The 17,668-nt window shown below is 60.9% G+C and carries 14 protein-coding genes and 2 pseudogenes; 3 read left to right on the top strand and 13 right to left on the bottom strand.

Annotated elements, in window-relative coordinates; translation table 11 throughout:
* Window positions 1-482 precede the first annotated feature (482 nt).
* The 5 genes and pseudogenes from ACZ9EJ_RS24555 to ACZ9EJ_RS24535 all read right to left on the bottom strand — a co-directional run.
* Window positions 483-1,082: an alpha/beta fold hydrolase gene (locus tag ACZ9EJ_RS24555; RefSeq protein ID WP_255743366.1), complete on the bottom strand. Its 600-nt coding sequence runs from the start codon at window positions 1,080-1,082 to the stop codon at window positions 483-485.
* Window positions 1,060-2,682 (bottom strand): GMC family oxidoreductase, encoded by a 1,623-nt coding sequence (locus tag ACZ9EJ_RS24550; RefSeq protein ID WP_052764701.1) that lies wholly within the window; start codon window positions 2,680-2,682, stop codon window positions 1,060-1,062. Before ACZ9EJ_RS24550 ends, ACZ9EJ_RS24555 begins: the two co-directional genes overlap by 23 nt.
* 66 nt (window positions 2,683-2,748) lie before the next feature.
* Window positions 2,749-3,711, bottom strand: a complete 963-nt coding sequence (locus ACZ9EJ_RS24545; RefSeq protein ID WP_046642004.1) for a Bug family tripartite tricarboxylate transporter substrate binding protein — start codon at window positions 3,709-3,711, stop codon at window positions 2,749-2,751.
* 147 nt (window positions 3,712-3,858) lie between these two features.
* Window positions 3,859-4,605 (bottom strand): aldehyde dehydrogenase family protein, encoded by a 747-nt coding sequence (locus ACZ9EJ_RS24540; protein WP_476100007.1) that lies wholly within the window; start codon window positions 4,603-4,605, stop codon window positions 3,859-3,861.
* Window positions 4,577-5,338 (bottom strand): annotated as a pseudogene (locus ACZ9EJ_RS24535) (aldehyde dehydrogenase family protein); the annotation flags it as partial. The pseudogene ACZ9EJ_RS24535 and the gene ACZ9EJ_RS24540, both read right to left, overlap by 29 nt.
* Here ACZ9EJ_RS24535 and ACZ9EJ_RS24530 point away from each other — a divergent pair.
* Complete coding sequence (locus ACZ9EJ_RS24530; protein WP_370649758.1) at window positions 5,304-6,392, top strand: NAD(P)-dependent oxidoreductase; 1,089 nt, start codon at window positions 5,304-5,306, stop codon at window positions 6,390-6,392. The pseudogene ACZ9EJ_RS24535 and the gene ACZ9EJ_RS24530 sit on opposite strands and share 35 nt — an antisense overlap.
* On the top strand, window positions 6,382-8,004 hold the full coding sequence (locus ACZ9EJ_RS24525) for a GMC family oxidoreductase (protein ID WP_046642002.1): 1,623 nt from the start codon (window positions 6,382-6,384) through the stop codon (window positions 8,002-8,004). Before ACZ9EJ_RS24530 ends, ACZ9EJ_RS24525 begins: the two co-directional genes overlap by 11 nt.
* 42 nt (window positions 8,005-8,046) lie before the next feature.
* On the opposite strand, the gene ACZ9EJ_RS24520 is transcribed toward ACZ9EJ_RS24525, so the two are convergent.
* Window positions 8,047-9,021: a Bug family tripartite tricarboxylate transporter substrate binding protein gene (locus ACZ9EJ_RS24520; protein WP_255743367.1), complete on the bottom strand. Its 975-nt coding sequence runs from the start codon at window positions 9,019-9,021 to the stop codon at window positions 8,047-8,049.
* Window positions 9,022-9,216: 195 nt separating this feature from the next.
* Here ACZ9EJ_RS24520 and ACZ9EJ_RS24515 point away from each other — a divergent pair, with 195 nt between their 5' ends.
* The gene (locus ACZ9EJ_RS24515) at window positions 9,217-10,317 is read left to right on the top strand and encodes an NAD(P)-dependent alcohol dehydrogenase (protein ID WP_046642001.1); all 1,101 of its coding nucleotides are present in this window, start codon (window positions 9,217-9,219) and stop codon (window positions 10,315-10,317) included.
* 313 nt (window positions 10,318-10,630) lie between these two features.
* Here ACZ9EJ_RS24515 and ACZ9EJ_RS24510 read toward each other — a convergent pair.
* The 7 genes and pseudogenes from ACZ9EJ_RS24510 to ACZ9EJ_RS24480 form a co-directional block, all read right to left on the bottom strand.
* A pseudogene (locus tag ACZ9EJ_RS24510) lies at window positions 10,631-11,447 on the bottom strand (bifunctional allantoicase/(S)-ureidoglycine aminohydrolase).
* Window positions 11,444-12,106, bottom strand: a complete 663-nt coding sequence (locus tag ACZ9EJ_RS24505; protein WP_046635634.1) for a flavin reductase family protein — start codon at window positions 12,104-12,106, stop codon at window positions 11,444-11,446. Before ACZ9EJ_RS24505 ends, ACZ9EJ_RS24510 begins: the two are co-directional and overlap by 4 nt.
* Before the next feature lies 1 nt (window position 12,107).
* A complete protein-coding gene (locus tag ACZ9EJ_RS24500) occupies window positions 12,108-13,532 on the bottom strand; it encodes a Xaa-Pro peptidase family protein (RefSeq protein WP_007773262.1) in 1,425 nt (474 codons plus the stop codon).
* Window positions 13,533-13,566: 34 nt separating this feature from the next.
* Complete coding sequence (locus ACZ9EJ_RS24495) at window positions 13,567-14,388, bottom strand: ABC transporter permease (protein WP_046635632.1); 822 nt, start codon at window positions 14,386-14,388, stop codon at window positions 13,567-13,569.
* The gene (locus tag ACZ9EJ_RS24490; RefSeq protein ID WP_046642000.1) at window positions 14,381-15,208 is read right to left on the bottom strand and encodes an ABC transporter permease; all 828 of its coding nucleotides are present in this window, start codon (window positions 15,206-15,208) and stop codon (window positions 14,381-14,383) included. The genes ACZ9EJ_RS24495 and ACZ9EJ_RS24490 overlap by 8 nt, the downstream gene beginning before the upstream one ends.
* 9 nt (window positions 15,209-15,217) lie before the next feature.
* The gene (locus ACZ9EJ_RS24485) at window positions 15,218-16,258 is read right to left on the bottom strand and encodes an extracellular solute-binding protein (RefSeq protein WP_046642036.1); all 1,041 of its coding nucleotides are present in this window, start codon (window positions 16,256-16,258) and stop codon (window positions 15,218-15,220) included.
* A gap of 20 nt (window positions 16,259-16,278) precedes the next feature.
* Entirely contained in the window at window positions 16,279-17,394 is a 1,116-nt protein-coding gene (locus ACZ9EJ_RS24480; RefSeq protein ID WP_370649761.1) for an ABC transporter ATP-binding protein, read from the bottom strand.
* Window positions 17,395-17,668 lie beyond the last annotated feature (274 nt).

The following is a 17,668-nucleotide window of genomic DNA, read 5'->3' as shown; positions in this document are numbered from 1 at the left end:
GGATATCGAGAGGAACACCTAAAACCCTCAATGTACCTCGGTCAGCGACGGAGGACGAAGATTGATGCATATCCGCGTGATCGCAACCGCCCACAGGCGGCCGCGCGGATACCCAACCAGGTGTCGGAGGCAGCATAGCGTCCGGACGTATTGCTTATCCTCATCATACGGGCCGATGCGGGACAGGCTCCACCGGCGTCTACATTCCCGGTCGTCTCCGCCTTGATGGGATCCGCACCGTCGGCGCCTTACGCAGATGAGTTAAGCGTTTGATAAATCGAAGGTGAGTGATAACGCCTATCTAGGAAACTACAGACGGCGTTGCGATCCTAGACTCCAACTATCGCTAGTGGGTCACCATCCTCAGCGCTTCGAGAAAATAGGGCCAGAAAGCCGCTGGATGCTCTGACATGGGGAAATGACCGATCTCATCCATAACGGTCAGCGTTGCCCCGGCAATCCCGTGAGCCGTCCGGCGTGCGTCATCGGGGGTGCAGGTGAGGTCGTGGCCCCGACCAGGATGTGAACGGGTGTCGCCTGCGTGTCGATGAGAGATAGCCGATCGACCGGGCTCCTGTCCTGAGTATAAAATGCGAGGTCACCCCGGAAGACGCCCGGTCCGGACTGCATGAACATCCACTGGGTGTTCCACCGTTCGACACTGGGAGCATGCGGCGAAATATTGGCCGAGACGAGAGCGGCGCCCATTCGCCACCGTGGGCGTTCGGACGATGAAACCAGTCTATATCATACCACGCGGGCCGGAAATCCGACGCCTCTATCGCCACGAAACCTGAGAACCTGTCTGGATGAAGGGGATCAAGTTGGAGGGCTATCCGGCCTCCCATCGAACATCCGGCGAGGATCGGGCGCGTAACCGCAAGCGCCGAAACGACGGCGAGCACGATTTCCAGATAGATTTCGGTGCTGAGAAGATGATCTTCAGTTTCAAAGCCCTCAGGCGGCAGCGATTTGCTGTGCCAGGCAAGGTCGAATGCGAAGAATTGGTATTCCTGTCCCAGCTCCGGTTGTGCAGAATGTGGTGTCGTTTTGCACTTGTTACGCAACCGGTGTGGCAGCACCGCGCCCGCGGATCATGTCGGACGCTTTTTCCGCAATCATGATCGTCGGGATATTGGTATTGCCGCCCGGCTCTTCCGGCATGATGGAAGCATCAATGACACGCAGGCCTTCGATGCCGTGAACCTTGAGTTCCGGATCGACGACGGCACCTGATGTCACGCCCATGGCGCATGTGCCCAATGCGTGCTGCCGGACCAGCGCCGTCTTGCGGATGACCGCCTCCAGGTCGGCATCGGTCTTTACGTCCCCGCCGGGGAAAATTTCGTCTTCGATCAGGTCCTTCTGCCGGCCGGAATTGTAGATTTCCCGCGTCAGCCGGATCGCCTTGATCATGTCGTCCATGTCGGAGCGCTCAGTGAAGAGATTGAACTGGATGCGCGGAGAGGCGTCCGGGTCTGCCGAGCCGAGCTTCACCCATCCACGCGAGCGCGGATACAGCGTCCCGACACGGGCGGTGAAGGAATGGATGGCGGGCGGCGTCAGGCCGGGGAACCATAACTTCGCATCATTTGCGACTGAGGAGCAGACGAGCTGCACGTCCGGCCGGTCGAGATGCGGTTCGGTCCTGGCAAAGATCACCGCGGCAGCCCCGTTATTCGTGAACGGGCCTCTGCGGAACAGGTGCCAGCGGGCGCCGGAAACGACCGCGCGATCCAGCCGAAGCTGTTCCAGGAACGTGCCCTTGTTCTTCGCCTTGAAGATCACCAGCATATTGGGATGTTCCGACAGGTTCTGCCCGACACCCGGCAGGTCGTGCACGACATCTATCCCGAACTCGCGCAGATGATCTGCAGGCCCGACGCCGGACAGCATCAGCATCTGCGGTGACTTGTAGGGCCCTGCCGACAGGATGACTTCGCTCTCCGCAACTGCCGCCCGCAACTGGCCGTCCTGCCTGTATTCGACACCTCGGGCGTGGCCTTTCTCGATCACCACGCGGCGCAAAACGGCACCGGTCTCGACCGTCAGATTGGGCCGCGGGAGTGCGGGGTCAAGGTAAGACCGAACGGTGCTCTGTCGCACGCCATCACCGACGGCGAGTTCTATCTTGCTGACGCCTTCGGTATCGGCACCGTTATAGTCGTCGCGATCGGGAAGACCGAACGTAGCGGCACCGTCCCTCAAGGCGTCGTAGAGCATCTGCGGATGCCGGGTCTGGGAGACCTTGATCGGGCCGCTTCCGCCGTGAAACTCACCCTCGCCGCGCCAGCTGTTTTCCAGCTTCCGGAAATAGGGCAGGACGTCCTGATAGCTCCAGCCTTCAAGGCCAAGCTGTCGCCATGTGTCATAATCACGGGGATTGCCACGGGCGAAGATCATCCCGTTGATCATCGATGTTCCGCCCAGCGCCCGGCCACGGCGCAGCAGGATGCGGCGGCCGTTCAAGCCCGGCTCCGGCTCTGTGTCGAACTGCCATGTGTAACGCTTGTTGAACGACATCATATAGAAGGCGATCGGCATCTGCAGCCACGGATGTCGGGCACGCCTCCCCGCTTCGAGTAGCAGCACTCGCGTCGTTCCGTCTTCAGTCAGCCGGTTGGCAAGCACGCAGCCAGCCGAGCCCGCACCGACGATGATATAGTCGTATGTGGCAGTCATGCTTTTCTTCATGCCTTCTGGGGAGACAGGCTTCCGCTGGAATGGCGGAAGCCCGAATGCCGCCCGTCAACCGGCTGGCGGGATGTTAGCGATACGGATGAACTCGCGCCAGTCGTCGATCGCCTTGATCAGCATCTGCTGGGTGGTTGCGGGCGAATTCGCCCAGGGGTCGCCGCCGGAATCGTTGAGGAACTTGATCGTGTCCGGCTGTTTGAGCGCCGTATTGAACCAGCCGTTGATCTTGTCCACGACCGGTTTCGGCGTAGCTGCCGGAACCGCCGCCGAGAACCAGGTGGTCACGTCGATCGGCAGTCCCTTTTCCTTCAGCGTCGGAATGTCCGGTATCGAGGCGAGCCGCTCGCCGCTCGCAACCGCGAGCACGCGGAGCCGCCCTTCGCGCTGCTGCGCCAGGGAGAAGACCGGGTCCAGCGTGCCGAAAAGAAGCCGGCCGGACAGGAGATCATTCAGCGACGCGGGCGCCGACTCGTATTTCACCTGAACGGTTTCCAGCTTGGCCGCCTGTTTGTAGAGTTCGCCCAGCACCATGCCGGAATTGGCCGCAGCGGCATACGACGCCTTGTCGCCTTCCGCCTTCAGTCTCTCCGTCAGCTGTTCGAGGGTCTTGATATCGCTCTTTGCATCGACCACGATCATGAAGGCCTGCCGGTTGATCGTCGCGACCATCTGCAGGTCCTTGGCGACGTCGATCGGCGGCTGCTTGAAGCGCGACATAATCGAGGCGATCGTCGTGCCGGCATCCATGAGGATGGTATGACCATCCGCCGCCGAACGCGCCACATATTGCGTTCCGATACTGCCGGCTGCGCCCGGCTTGTTTTCAACGATGATCGTGGCGCCCGGAACCTGCGCCTTGATCTTCTCCGTCATGAAGCGGACGAGAATGTCCGCGCCGCTTCCCGCCGGGAAGGTGCAGATGATGCGAATGTCCTTGCTCGGATAGTCCTGCGCCTGGACGCCAAGTGGCATTGCCGCGGCGAGCGTCAGCGCCATGAAAGTTCTGCGAAACATCGTGTCCTCTCCTCCCTTTTGCCGGCCGGAAGAGACCGGCATGACACACCGACTGCAGGTTATTGCAGTTCACCAGCACGGCCTCCTCCGCCATACCGATCCTTGAGAGCGGGGGCGTCATGCCCCCGATGCACGAAACCCAAAGGCTCAGAGCGCCATCGCCACCGATTTCAGCTCGGTATAGGCCTCGATACCTTCGCGGCCGAGTTCCCGGCCCCAGCCTGACTGCTTGAAGCCCCCGAAAGGCAGAGCCGGATCGAGACCGCCGCCATTGACCCGAACCGTGCCGGCCTTTAGCTTCTTCGCCATCTTGTGCGCCGTCGAAAGGTTCTGCGTCCACAGCACCGCGCCGAGGCCGTAACTCGTCGCATTGGCCTCGCGGGCGATGCGATCGAGATCGGCCTCCTCATAGGACATGGCGCAGAGCACCGGTCCGAATATCTCCTGCTGCACGACATCCATGTCCGGTCGCGTTCCGGTCAGTACCGTGGGCTGGATGAAATAGCCTTCGCTGCCGATGCGGCCGCCGCCGACGCGAAGCTCCGCGCCCTGGTTTTGGCCCGAAGCGATAAAGCCGGAAATCCGGTCGAGCTGCTCCTGCGACACGACCGGTCCCATCTGTGTCGAAGCCGCCAGACCGGGGCCAACCCTGAATTCGCTCGCCCGTTGCGCAACACCGGCCAGCAGTTTCTCGAAAACGTCGCGATGGGCATAAAGCCTGGAGCCGGCATTGCAGATCTGGCCGGCATTGGAAAAGATAGAGCGGGCCGCGCCCTCGATCGCCCGGTCGATATCGGCATCCGGGGAAGACGATGACCGGGGTCTTGCCACCGAGTTCCAGCGTGACGCGCTTGAAGTCGTTGGCAGCAGCCCGGATGATGATGCGGCCGACATCCGTCGAGCCGGTGAATGTCACTTTGTCGATGCCCGGATGCGCGGTCATCGCCGCACCAGCATTCTCGCCGAAGCCGGTCAGGATGTTGACCACGCCTTCGGGGAAACCGACATCGAGGATGAGCTGGCCGAGCCGCAGCGTGGTCAGCGGCGTCTGCTCGGCCGGCTTCAGCACCACAGTACATCCGGCAGCGAGCGCCGGAGCAATCTTGGATACCGCCATCATCAGCGGCGCGTTCCACGGCGTGATCGATCCGACGACGCCGACCGGTTCGCGCATCGTATAGGCATGCCAGGTGCCGGGATTGGAGATCGAGATGGACTCGCCGTTCAACTTGGTACACCAGCCGGCGAAATAACGCAGCACTTCAATCGAATGCGGCAAGTCGACTACCTTCGAATCGTTCAGCGGCTTGCCGTTGTCGAGCGTTTCGATGAAGGCGAATTCCTCGGCATGCGCTTCCAGCGCGTCTGCCAATCGCCACATAAGCTTGGCGCGGGCCGCCGGCGTCATGTTCGACCACGGGCCGTCGTCGAAGGCGCGGCGGGCGGCATTGACGGCGAGATCGACATCGGCCGCATCCGCTGATGCGATTTCGGCGAGCAGGCTGCCATCGGCCGGATTTTGGGTTGAAAAGGTCTTGTTCGATCCTGCCGCCACCCACTTGCCGTCAATCAGCAATTTGTGGGGCCCACGAATGAATTCGTTCACGGCAGCAGGGATCGCCGCCATCGAAACGTTGACGCTCATGCTTCCTCCTTCTCGCCACTCCAGGAGTGCTCCTCTGCGAGTATCAGGCAACCTTAGTATTCATGATAGACAAACGCAATCCATCATCGTAAAATTTAAGGTAGATAAGAGATCATCACGACGGGAGGAAAACGTGACGGATCGCATTATAGGATTTATCGGGCTCGGCAATATGGGCTCGCACATGGCGGCGCATCTGGTGAAGGCCGGATACGAGGTTCTGGCCTACGATATAGATCCCGAAAAGCGCACGCTCTTTGCCCGTGAATATGGGACGGTCGTCCCGGAAACCCCGGCCGATCTCGCGCCGGCATCGGTCATCCTTACCATGGTGCCGACAGGTGCAGTCGTGCGTGCAGCGCTGAACAAAGGTGGTGAAAAGAGCCTTCTCGCCGGGCTCAAACCCGGCAGTCTCGTCATCGATACAACCTCATCGCCGCCGGACAGCACCCGCGAACTGGGCGCCGATCTTGCCCGTCAGGGCGTGCTGCTGATCGACGCGCCGGTGTCCGGCGGCTGGATGGGCGCACGCGACGCCAATCTGGTCTTCATGATGGGCGGCGACAGCGAAGAGGCGGTCGAACGCGCCGCGGCGGTTCTCTCGCATCTCGGCAACAAGATATTCCGGCTCGGCAAGCTCGGCTCCGGCCATGTGATGAAATCGATGAACAACTATGTCTCCGCCGCAGCCTATGTTGGCGCCTGCGAGGCGCTGATCATCGGCCGCCAATACGGCCTCGACCCTGCCATGATGGTGGACGTCTTCAACGTTTCGACGGCCCGGAGCTTCGCGACCGAAACCTCCATTCGCCGCATCATCGCCGGCAACGAGAGCCGTAATTTCGCGCTCGACCTCTTCACCAAGGATATCAAGATCGCCGCCGACCTCGCCGATGCCAAGGCGGTGAAGGCAACACTGATCCATGCCGTGCACGACCGCATGGTCGAGGCGCGCGATGCGATCGGCGGCCATGGCGACCACACCAAGGCCTATGCCTTCTGGGCATCCGAGGTAGGAGAGGAGCATGGCCAATGAGACGCATGAATTCGACATCGTCGTCGTCGGTGCCGGCAGTGCCGGCTGCGTCGTCGCCGGGCGGCTGAGCGAGCTTAGCGGGCTGAAGGTCGCGCTCGTCGATGCGGGTACGAAGGATAACCTGCGCCTGACAAAGGTGCCGGCGGCCGTGCTGAATACGCTCGGCCATCCGCGCTACGATTATCGCTTCAAGACCGAGCCGGACCCGACCCGCAACGGCCGCGTCGACCAGATCGCCCGCGGCAAGGTGCTCGGCGGCTCCTCGGCGATCAACGGCCTGATCTTCGCACGCGGCGCGCCGGTGGATTTCGACCGCTGGTCGGCGATGGGCAATCGAGGCTGGGACTGGCAGAGCGTCCTGCCGCTGTTCCGGCGTCTGGAAACGTCCGATCTTGCAGACAACAGTTTGCGCGGCGGGTTAGGCCCGCAGGATGTGACGTTACCAACCTATCGCCATCCCCTGACGGACCCTTTCATTGCCGCGGCCGGACGGCACGGCATTCCCTTCAACCCAGATTATAATGGCGAAACGCAGGAGGGCATCGGTTATGTGCAGGGCACGATCCGCCGCGGCGTTCGCGTATCGGCCTATGACGGTTATGTCGCGCCCAATCTGAGCCGATCGAACCTGCAGATATTTGCCGGATGCCGGGCCGAGCAACTGACTTTTGAAGGCAATCGCGCGGATGGACTGATCGCAAGGCGGGGCGACAGGTTGCTGCAGCTCAAGGCGCGGCGCGGTGTCGTCGTCTCGCTCGGGACGTTCAACAGCCCGCAACTTCTGATGCTATCCGGCCTTGGCCCCGCGGAACGACTGCAACATTACGGTATCGGCGTGCGCCAAAACCTGCCCCGCGTTGGGCAGGACATGCTCGACCATACCGGCTTCCGGATGATCATGGAGGTCGATACGCCGACCGCCAACAATCAGTCGCGCGGCCTGCGGGCGCCCTATCATCTTGCCCAATGGCTTTTGGGTGGACGCGGGCCGGTCGGTGCGGCTTCGGCCGAAGCGGTTGGCTTCTTTCGCTCAGACGCAAGCGTCGCGACGCCTGATCTTCAGGTGACGTTCTTCCCCTATGCCAGCGAATTCGCGCCGACGACCGGCAGGGCCGTTCTGAAACCGAAATCGCTGATCTCGGTCGGCCTCAACATGAACTATCCCAGGAGCCGCAGCCATGTGACGATTCGGTCGGCAAACCCCGCCGATCCGGTCGAGATCCATTACCGGCTGTTCGAGAACGAGAACGATCTGGAAACGCTGGTGCGCGGATTGAAGATCATGCGTTCGCTGGTCGATGAAGAACCGTTCGGCAAGCATATCGTCGATCGATCGCTTTACCCTTCCAACGAGGCGTGTGAACAGGCGGACAGGGATTTCGTGCGCGCCAACTCCCGCAGCTACATGCACCCGATCAGCACCTGCCGCATGGGAACGGACGAGAATGCGGTCGTCACGCCGGACTTGAAGGTACGCGGCTTCGATGGCCTGTGGGTGGCCGACGCCTCGGTATTTCCGGATCACATCAGCGGCAATATCAACGCCACGACGCTGATGATCGGCGAAAAGGCCGCCGATCTGTTGAAAGCCGACCTTCGGCAATTCGCATGATACGACAAGGGCCGGCGATTCGCCGGCCCTTGTCGGAAAGCATCATTGCGGCTCGATATTGCCGACCTTCACGTAACGCGCCCAGTCGTTGATCTCGCGCTCGACCATCTTGTAGGTCGCAAGGGAAGAATCGGCCGTCAGCGGTTCGCCGCCATTCTTGCCGACGAACTCGCGGGTCCCGTCGGATTTGGCGATCTTGGTGAGAAGCGCGTTCAGCTTGTCAACGACCGGCTGCGGCGTCTTTGCGGGCGCTGCGACCAGCCACCAGATGTTCAGATCCACATCGACGCCCTGTTCCTTGAATGGTTTTACGTCTACCATGCTGGAGATCGGCTTTGCCGTGCTGATCGCCAGCAGCCTGCCGCTGCCGTCTCGAGCGCGGGCCAGTCCGAAGACCGGGTCCGACACGATGAAGTCAATTGAACCGCTTTCGAGGTCGTTCAGGACATCGGCGGTCGCCTTGTAGCGGACCTGGACGGTTTCCAGCCCGGCGCTCTGCTTGTAAACCTCGGCCAGAATGGTCGAGACGTTGTTTGAGGTTGCGTAGGAAGACTTCGCCCCCTTCTGCTTCATAGCCGCGGTCAGGTCGGCAAGCGACTTGTAAGGCGACTTGGCGCTGACGAGCATGGTGAAGCCCTGGCCGAAGATCGGCGCGACATAAATGAAATCCTTGCGAGGATCGAAGGGCGACTGCTTGAAGACATAGGGCGTGGCGCTGAAGGTATCGGCGCCGCCGATGAACAGCGTATAGCCGTCGGGCGTCGCACGCGCAGCGGCAACCGCCGCAATGCTGCCGAAACCGCCGGGCTTGTTCTCCACCACGACCGTCTGTTTGGTCGCGTCCTCGATCTGCTTTGCGAAATAACGTGAATAAATATCGGCGCCGCTGCCGGCGGCAAAGCCGGTGATGATCGTCACCTGCCGGCTCGGATAGTTGTCGTCAGCGGCGAATGCGCCGCCAGTCGTCAGGCATGCGGAAACCACCAGCGCCAAGGCGCAGGCCACCAAGCGTCTCATTGATTTTCCTCCCAAACCAGGCCCGGCCTGCAAGCGATGCCGGACGATCATGACGCGAAAGTCTCCTCCCTTCGCGCCAAATATAAGGTATCCATATATTGTATTTTCGTCAAATAGCATTTTATATTAACGAATAAGAGAGGCGACTATTCCTGCCGACGCAGCAGATGGTCGCGAAAAATGTCTGGAGGAAACATGCAGATCAGAGCCGCCGTCGTTGGCAAGGACAACGCCATCACCATTCGCCCGCTGGAACTGGCAGGACCGGGACCGCATGAGGTTCTGGTGAAGATCGTCGCGGCCGGCGTCTGCCATACGGATCTGAAGTGCGCCGGTTCCAATATCCTAGTGAAAGCCCGTCCGGTGGTCCTCGGACATGAGGGAGCCGGGATCGTCGAGGCGGTCGGTTCGGCGGTGTCGGAACTCAACGCCGGCGACCATGTGGTGATGACATTCGCCTATTGCGGCACCTGCCGAAGCTGCCGTGAAGCCGAACCGGCCTATTGCTACCAGCAATATCCGCTGAATTTCAGCTGCGCGAGACCGGATGCCGGCAGGAGCTATCTCTGCGACAACGGCGAGGATGTTCACGGAGACTTCTTCGGCCAGTCGTCCTTCGCGACCTATGCGATCGGCAGCGAGCGCAATGTCATCAAGGTACCACACGACTTGCCGCTTGAAATCCTCGGCCCGCTCGGCTGCGGCATCCAGACCGGCGCGGGCGCGGCACTCAACGATTTGAAAGTCGGCCCGGGCGATCGCTTTGCGGTCTTCGGCGCCGGCAGCCTTGGGCTCAGCGCCATCATGGCGGCCCGCTATGCTGGGGCGAAGACGGTGATCGCCGTCGATCGCATCAAGGCACGTCTCGATCTGGCCCTCGAACTCGGAGCCGACCACGCGATCCTCGCAACCGAAACTGATGCCATTGTGGACATCATGCGGCTGACCGGCGACGGTGTCGACCAGTCACTTGATACGACGGCTGTGGCCTCAGTCATGCGCCAGGCGATCGACGTGCTGGCACCGCGCGGCGTCTGCGGTTTTGTGACCGCGCCAAGCGATGGTTCGGAACTGCCGATCCCGGTACGCAGCATGCTGCTCGGCAAGAAGGTGCGCGGCATTGTCGAAGGCAACAGCAATCCGAAACTGTTCATCCCGTTCCTGATCGACCTCTACAAACGCGGACATTTCCCGTTTGACCGGCTGATCCAGTTCTTCAATTTCGAGGACATCAACGATGCCTTCCATGCCCAGCAGAGCGGCGCGGCGGTCAAACCGGTCTTGAGGGTCGGCTGACGTCTACCCGCTTCGAATTCCATTGAGTCTTCCGCCCAATCGTCGTCAAATGCCCGTGGCTGCAGCTCCGCGACCATGAGATCAATCCATCGAAAATCTAGTATAGATCCGGTTCGTGAGCAAACCCGGTTGCTCAGTCTCGATGGACACAAGTACCACCTTGCTCCTTCAATAGCGGGCGGCAACTCGAGCAATATTGTTATACCATTTTCGCAAATATAGTATAGAATCACAATCAAACAGCACGCCTTGAACGGATACGAACTTACGACCTGAAGCAACAGTTAGGCTAACTAACTGTCTCTCAACGCTTTCACAGATCAGGATGCCGGTTGACGTCCTTGTAGAGCAGGTAGCGAAAGCGGCCCGGGCCACCGGCATAGCAGGCCTGCGGGCAATAGGCGCGCAGCCACATGTGGTCGCCTGCATCAACCTCTACCCAGTCGCTGTTCAGTCGATGGACGGCTTTGCCTTCCACCACGTAGAGCCCGTGCTCCATGATGTGGGTCTCCATGAAGGGGATGCTGGCACCCGGTTCGAAGTGACGATGTTAAGATGAAAGTCGTGACGCACGTCGTTCGGATCAAAGAAACGGGTCGTGCCCCACGTCTCTTCCGTGTCAGGCATCCAGTCGAGCACGCACTCGTCCTCGAGGGTAAATACCGTCGGCGGCGGGTCCAGGCCTTCCACGGCCTTGAACACCTTGCGCACCCAGTGGAAGCGGATCGGCGCGGAACTGTCGTTTCTGAACGTCCACTTGGCACCAGTTGGAAGATAGGCAAAGGAACCTGAACGCAACGGCCGACCCTGGCCTCGTAGGTGATCGTACCTTCACCCTCGACAACGAAGATCGCGGCCTGCGCACGCGGATTCGGTTCCGGCATCACGCTACCCCCGCGGGGAGCGACCTCCATGAGGTGTTGCGCGAATGTCTCGGCGAAACCGCTGAGCGGCCGCGAGAGGATCCATGCACGAGTCTTTTCCCAATGCGGCAGAACACTGGTGACGATGTCGCTCATCACTGTCTTCGGGATCACGGCATAGGCGCTGGTGAATAACGCCTTGCTGGAAAGCGTCTGCGTCTGCGGCGGCAAGCCGCCGACCTGCGAGAAATATCCCCCACTGGTCATTCGGCAGCTGCCTTTGACTTGTCCTTCCGGCTTTCCCATTCCTGTGGCGTCAGCGTCTTGATGTCGAACTGATCGCGGGTGCGGGTATAAGTGTGTCCTCCCATGCGGCCGACCGCGTCCATCAGGTGCTGGTCGATATGCAGGTTCGATGGGTTCACCGTGTCGCTGCGGACATAGACGCCGAGTACCTCCCCCAGAATGATTTCTCGCGCCGGGCCGACCTGCAGCGTCGTGTGGCGACGGCACTCTAGTGCTGCCGGTGCAGCAAGAATGCGTGGACTGCGCACCATCTGGCCGGGCACGGTCGCAAGGCCTGCTTCCTCCATCTCGTCGATCTCGGGGCCAAACTTGATGGCGCAAACTTCCATCTGTTCGACCAGCGCATTGTCGCAGATGTGCACGGTGAACTCGCCAGTCTCGCGTATATTGCGGGCGGTATCCTTGAATCGCATGTCGGAATAGTTCTCGACCCCGATCGCGACGATTGCCGGATCATGGGTCAGGACGTTGAAGAAGCTGAAGGGCCCGGCATTCGGCAGGCCATCAGTACTCACGGTCGTCACCAACGCGATCGGGCGCGGGATCACGGTTCCAATGAGTAGCTTGTAACGCTCGCGCTCGTTGAGCTTGGCGAAATCGAAATGGGTGTGCTCGGTCATGTCAGGCCTCGACTGCAATGCGGTGGGTTTCAAGCGGGGTATGGCGGGACAGGTTCTCGAACCCATCCTTTGTGACGACATACATGTCGCCGACATTGCAGCCGGCAGACAGTGGTTCGAGCCACTGCGTATGCAGCACGAACACCATGCCCTCCTCCATCCGGTCGTAATTATGGGAGGAGATGTTGAAGCTGTTCTGCCCGCCCGCCATGCCGACGGAATGACCGAGATTGGGGTTATGCGGCCCGTGGGTGGCCGGGTAGACATGCATCAGCGTGCGGCCCTGCGCCTCCCAGTCGATATTTTTGACATACTGCCGCGGGATAAGCCGCGCGCTGCCATCGTCCATCGGCGCCCAGTTATAGGGCATGGTGCGCGCTTCCGGCGAAGATAGCATGCCGCGCTCGATCATCGCCTCGAAGGCGGCGTTGTTAACGTCGCGCATCAGAGCCCCCGGCCGGATCAGCTTTTCAGCACGTTTGACGCCCTCGGTGCAGGCGGCAAGCACCTCTTCCTGCCGTTTGGTGATGTTACCAACCGCGATCATGCGGGCGGTCTGGGCGGTGTAGCCGCGGTAGGTTATGTTGGAGACGTAAAGATTGATCAGATCACCGGGACGGACGACGTGGCCGTATGGCTTGCCGCAATGGGTGCCAAACTCGTTGATGCCGATCTGGTAGCCGTCACCCGTCTCGCCACCGAAAGAAAGCTGCGCCTGTGTGAAGGCGGCATAGATTACATGATCGGTCACGCCGGGTTTCGCCACGTGATAGGCCGCCTGAGTGGCAATGCTGACGAGTTGCGCGGCGGCCCGGAACATCTCGATCTCCCGGGGCGAGCGCACTTTCTGCATCCGGTCGAGAATGGCGTTGTCAGCCACGAACTTGCACTTGGGCATCAACTCATCCAGACCAGACCAGAAGGTCAGCGAAGTACGATCACCGATGCGGCCGATCTGTGCCTTCGACAGTCCCATGCCGGCCAGCAGTTCGGCGCATTTCTCCGCCGTCTTGACCACGCTATCACCTGGACGGTCGGCATATTCGCGGCCGATCGGGCCGATCTGCCAGATATCTTCGACCAGCACGGGCTCGCCGCCCGGCGGCAGAAGCACGGACTGGGTGAAGAAGGACAAAAGCGTCAGCGGCGTGTCGACATCCGTCGGAATGATCAGCACGCCCTCACGCATCCAGTCGCAGATGTAGCGAAGGTAGTGGTTCGATGTGTGGAACCAGCCGACGCCGCCGGTGTGGACGATCAGCGCGTCATGCCCGGCCTCGACGGCCTGGCGGCGGATGCGCCGCAGGCGCTCCTCGAATTCCTCGACCGGCAAGGGCAAGGGTGCCGCAAAATCGAAATTCGGCTGGAAATCGGCAAGCAGCGATCCGATGCGGTAGGCGCCTGCCCTGGTAGCATGTATGTTCATGGGGTATTCCTTCCAGAAGTGTTTTTTCTATGGGTCAGGCTTGCCTGGGTGGCGCCAGCACCCGCCTTGCAACCAGCATCACCACCAGGGTCAGCCCGATCAGGATGCCGGACATCGCAGCCACCCGGACATCGAGCGACTCTTCGATAAGCGCGAACATGCGAAGCGGCAGCACAGTCGTTTGAGCGTCGGCAAGGAAGAGCGAGACGGAGACGTTGTCGAGCGACTGGATGAAGACGAGAAAGGCACCGGCCAGGATGCCGGGTGCCAGCAGCGGGAGGATCACGCGGCGGAGCGTCGTGTACCAGGTCGCGCCCATCACGGTGGAGGCCTCCGCCAGCGACGGGTTGATGCCCTGCGCGACAACCGATGCGGCCCGGTACATCAGCGGCCCGAAGACGACGACATGGCCGACCACAGTGAGCCAGAGTGATGGCTGGAAGCCGATGAAATTCGCCACGATCAACGCTGCAAGACCATAAACAAGACTAGGCAGGACGAGCGGCGCCAAGAGAAACGGCTCCAGCGAATTGACCGTGCTGCGCCGCATCCGCGCCATGCCGATCGTGGCAGGCACGGCAAACAGGAGCGATCCGAGTACCGCGAGGACTGCGATCTTCAGCGAATTGCCGGCCGCGATATGTTCGGTTCCGGAGCGGACAGGATCGAGGAGCGCCTCGTACCAGCGGAGCGAAAAGCCCTCGGGCGGATATTTGAGCGTCTGGCCCGCGGTAAACGACATGGTGATCGCGATGACAATTGGCGCCACCAGATAGATCAGGCTGAGACCACCGAAGCCGAAGATGAAAGCCCTGTAGAGGAAGACGGGAAACGGATTTTCGCGAGGACTATGCAAGGCCGACAAGCCTCCTGTGGCGGGAAATCGTGGTCATGGCGACGAGAAGGATGCCGGTCGACAAAAGCAGGACGACCGCGATGGCAGAGGCCATTGGCCAGTCGAACAGCGTACCGACCTCGCGATAGATGAGCTGCGGCACATAGACATTGCGGGCACCGCCGATGACTGCCTGGGTGACGAAGGAGGCGCTGGTGCTGGCAAAGACCAGGATCCAGCCCGCTAGCAGGCCCGGCAGCATCATCGGCAGGAGAACCGTTACCAGGATCCGCCACGGTCCGGCGCCCGAGACCTGTGCGGCCTCCGTGAACTGCACCGGCGTACGCGACAGGATTGCGATCAACGGCAGGATGATCAGTGGCAGGTCGATCTGGCACATGGCCAATACGAGGCCAAGTTCGGTGGACATCAGCGTGAACGGGCGCTCTGCAAGTCCGAGAGCCACAAATGTCTCGCTGATCGGTCCCTGCCTCCCGAGGATGACGATCCAGGCGAAGGTGCGCACCACATTGCTGGTCAGCATCGGGATGAGCGTCAGGAAGATGATGACCTGTCGCGCGGTTTTGCCGCTGTGCCAGTAGAGAAGCGCGATCGGAATACCGAGCAGGGTCGTGCTAGCAATCGTCTGCATGCCGAGCTTGGCTGTGTTCATCAAAACGCGGTAGTTGAACGCATCGCCCAGAAAGCGCGCGTAGTTGTGAAGGGACGGGCCGTCGGGGCCGATGAAGCTGAACCCCACGAGAACGGCGAGCGGCGTCGCAAAGAACGCCACCGACAGCAGAAGCATCGGGAGAACGTATGGGAAGCCGCTCGCTTTCATTTTATACCCTCAACCGGCGACGAGAGCGTCGAACTGGCGGATCCATTCCGCACGGTTCTTGTTGATCGCCGCCCAATCCGGATAGACCAACGTCGCAAGCTGTTCGCGCTTCACATAGGCCTCGATGCCGGGCGTCAATTCGACTTGCCTGTTGGTCGGGAACATCTCGGTCGGCGGCATCTTCAGCTTGTCCTGCGCGGCCTTGGAGATGGCGGCATCCATATAGGCATAAGCCGCATCCGGGTTCTTTGCGCCCTTGGTGAGGTGGATGTTGACCGAAGCTGCCGGAGAGCCTGTCTCGGGCTGGACGAATTCGGCCTTGAGGCCCAATGCCTTCAGCTTCGCGACATTGCCAGTCGAGCACATGAAGACGGCGATTTCGCCCTGCTGGAACAGCGTCATCTGGTGGTTGGTGCTGGCGACGACACCTTTCAGTTGCTCCGGATGCTCCTTGAACAGCTTGAACACGGCCTCCATGTCGGTCGGACCGGTCCCGAAGATCTTGGCGATCTCGGAATAGGCCATGACGCCGGTGTTGGAGGCAAAACCCGTCCAGGAAACGAGGCCCTCGTAGGCCGGATTTTCGAACAGATCGCGGTAGCCCTTAGGCGCGGGTACCAGGTCCGGGTTATAGGCGATCCCGTTGACTTCGACGGTCACGGTCGGGCCGTACTCGCCCTGGAAGGCCGGATCGAGCAGGCTCCAGTTCTTCAGCTTCGACGGATCGATCTTCTGGATCAGATCGTTCTCGATGGCGACGGCCATCTGGCCGGGCGACATCAGCAGCGTGTCATAGGGCGGGTTGCCGGGGCTCGCCATGACCTTGGCGAGCTGATCCTGCGCCATGGCGGGCGCGACCGTAAGATCGAACCCGGCTTCCTTGACGAGCGGCGTCAGCGTGGTGCGATAAGCATCCTCCCAATTGCCGGGGAAGGTCGCGGCGACGGCCGTGGCTCCGGCGGCGCGTGCAGCGAAGGGCAGCGTGGCGGCGGCTGCCGCACCGGCGGCGAGCAGTCCGAAATGACGTCGTGTGATGTTGAATTCTTGCATCTGTTCACCTCTGTTGTTGTTCATTCACGGGATGTTTCCGGGTCGCTCGGAAAGGCGTGACACCTCAAGGTGTCGATCTCGGCAAAGAGTTGGGCTCCCGGCTCGGGAATGAATGTGTAAGGTCCACGGACCTGCGACGCGCGCAGGCCCGTCCCGTCAGACAGGACAAGATCGTGGACGAGCGTCGGTCCCAGTGGCACAGACACTGTCAGCCGGGCTGGCAATGCGAAGTCACTCGGGTTGGTGGACAGCCGCACATCTTCGGGACGGAAGGTGATGGTGACCTTGGAGCCGACCGTGAAGTTCAGGCGGCGCGGCAGAACAACCGTGTTGCCATTCGGGAGCGCAACGGTCGTTGCCTCTGCGTCCAGCCGCTCCACTGTCCCATGCAGCACATTGGCCTGGCCGATGAAGGTATTGACGAACAGCGTCTTCGGCCGATCATAGACGGCCATAGGCGTGTCGATCTGCTCGACATTGCCCTTATTCATCAGCACCAGACGCCCCGCAAGGCTTTGCGCCTCTTCCTGATCATGCGTGACGATCAGCGTGGTGATGCCGAGCGTCTTCTGCAAATGCAGAAGCTCGACCTGCAGATCGAAACGAAGCGCCCGGTCAAGCGCGCCGAAGGGTTCGTCGAGCAATAGAAGCGAGGGCCGGCCGGCAATGGCGCGGGCGACCGCGACGCGCTGCTGCTGGCCGCCTGAAAGTTCGCGCGGCAGGCGGTTGCCATAGCTCTTCAACTGCACGAGCGAGAGCATTTCCTCCACCCGTTCCCTTCGCTCAACTCGTGGCATATGCTGGCAGGCCAGCGGATAGGCGATGTTTTCCGCTACCGTCAGGTGCGGAAACAGAGCGTAGTTCTGAAATACCATGCCGATGCCACGGGACCTTGCGGACACGTTGGCGAGATTCTGGCCGCCCAGCTGAACAGCGCCGCTCCTTGGTTGGATGAGCCCGGCGATCGCCCGTAGGACCGTGGACTTGCCGCAGCCGCTTGGCCCCAGTAGGGCGACGATCTCGCCAGCCTCGACCTCGAACGAAATGTCGCTGATGGCGTTCTGCCCACCGTAGCTGTGAGTCAGACCCCGAACGCTGAGCTGCTTGCCTTCGCCTGCCTTCAAGGCCTCTGCCATGAATATCCCCTTCGGTTTCGCCATGTCGTCAAAGCGCTCGGCGCGTGGTGGCACCAGGCAGAGATGAGGTCGGTCGATGATGTTGGCTTCTGTTTCGGTCATGGCAGAAGAGTAGCAATCTGCATGCCAGTTCTCCGGTTACGTCTGATCGATAGCGGTAACACAATGTTTTTGCGTATTTAATTCTGAACTCTATAGTTTCGCACATCTCCAGTAAACTTTGTGCGAATATCGTTCCGTAACTAAAAAATGTGCAACTTTCGCCGACGCCGCT

The organism is Neorhizobium sp. USDA 3394 (genome assembly GCF_056280385.1).
This window is presented reverse-complemented; position numbering and strand designations above follow the sequence as displayed.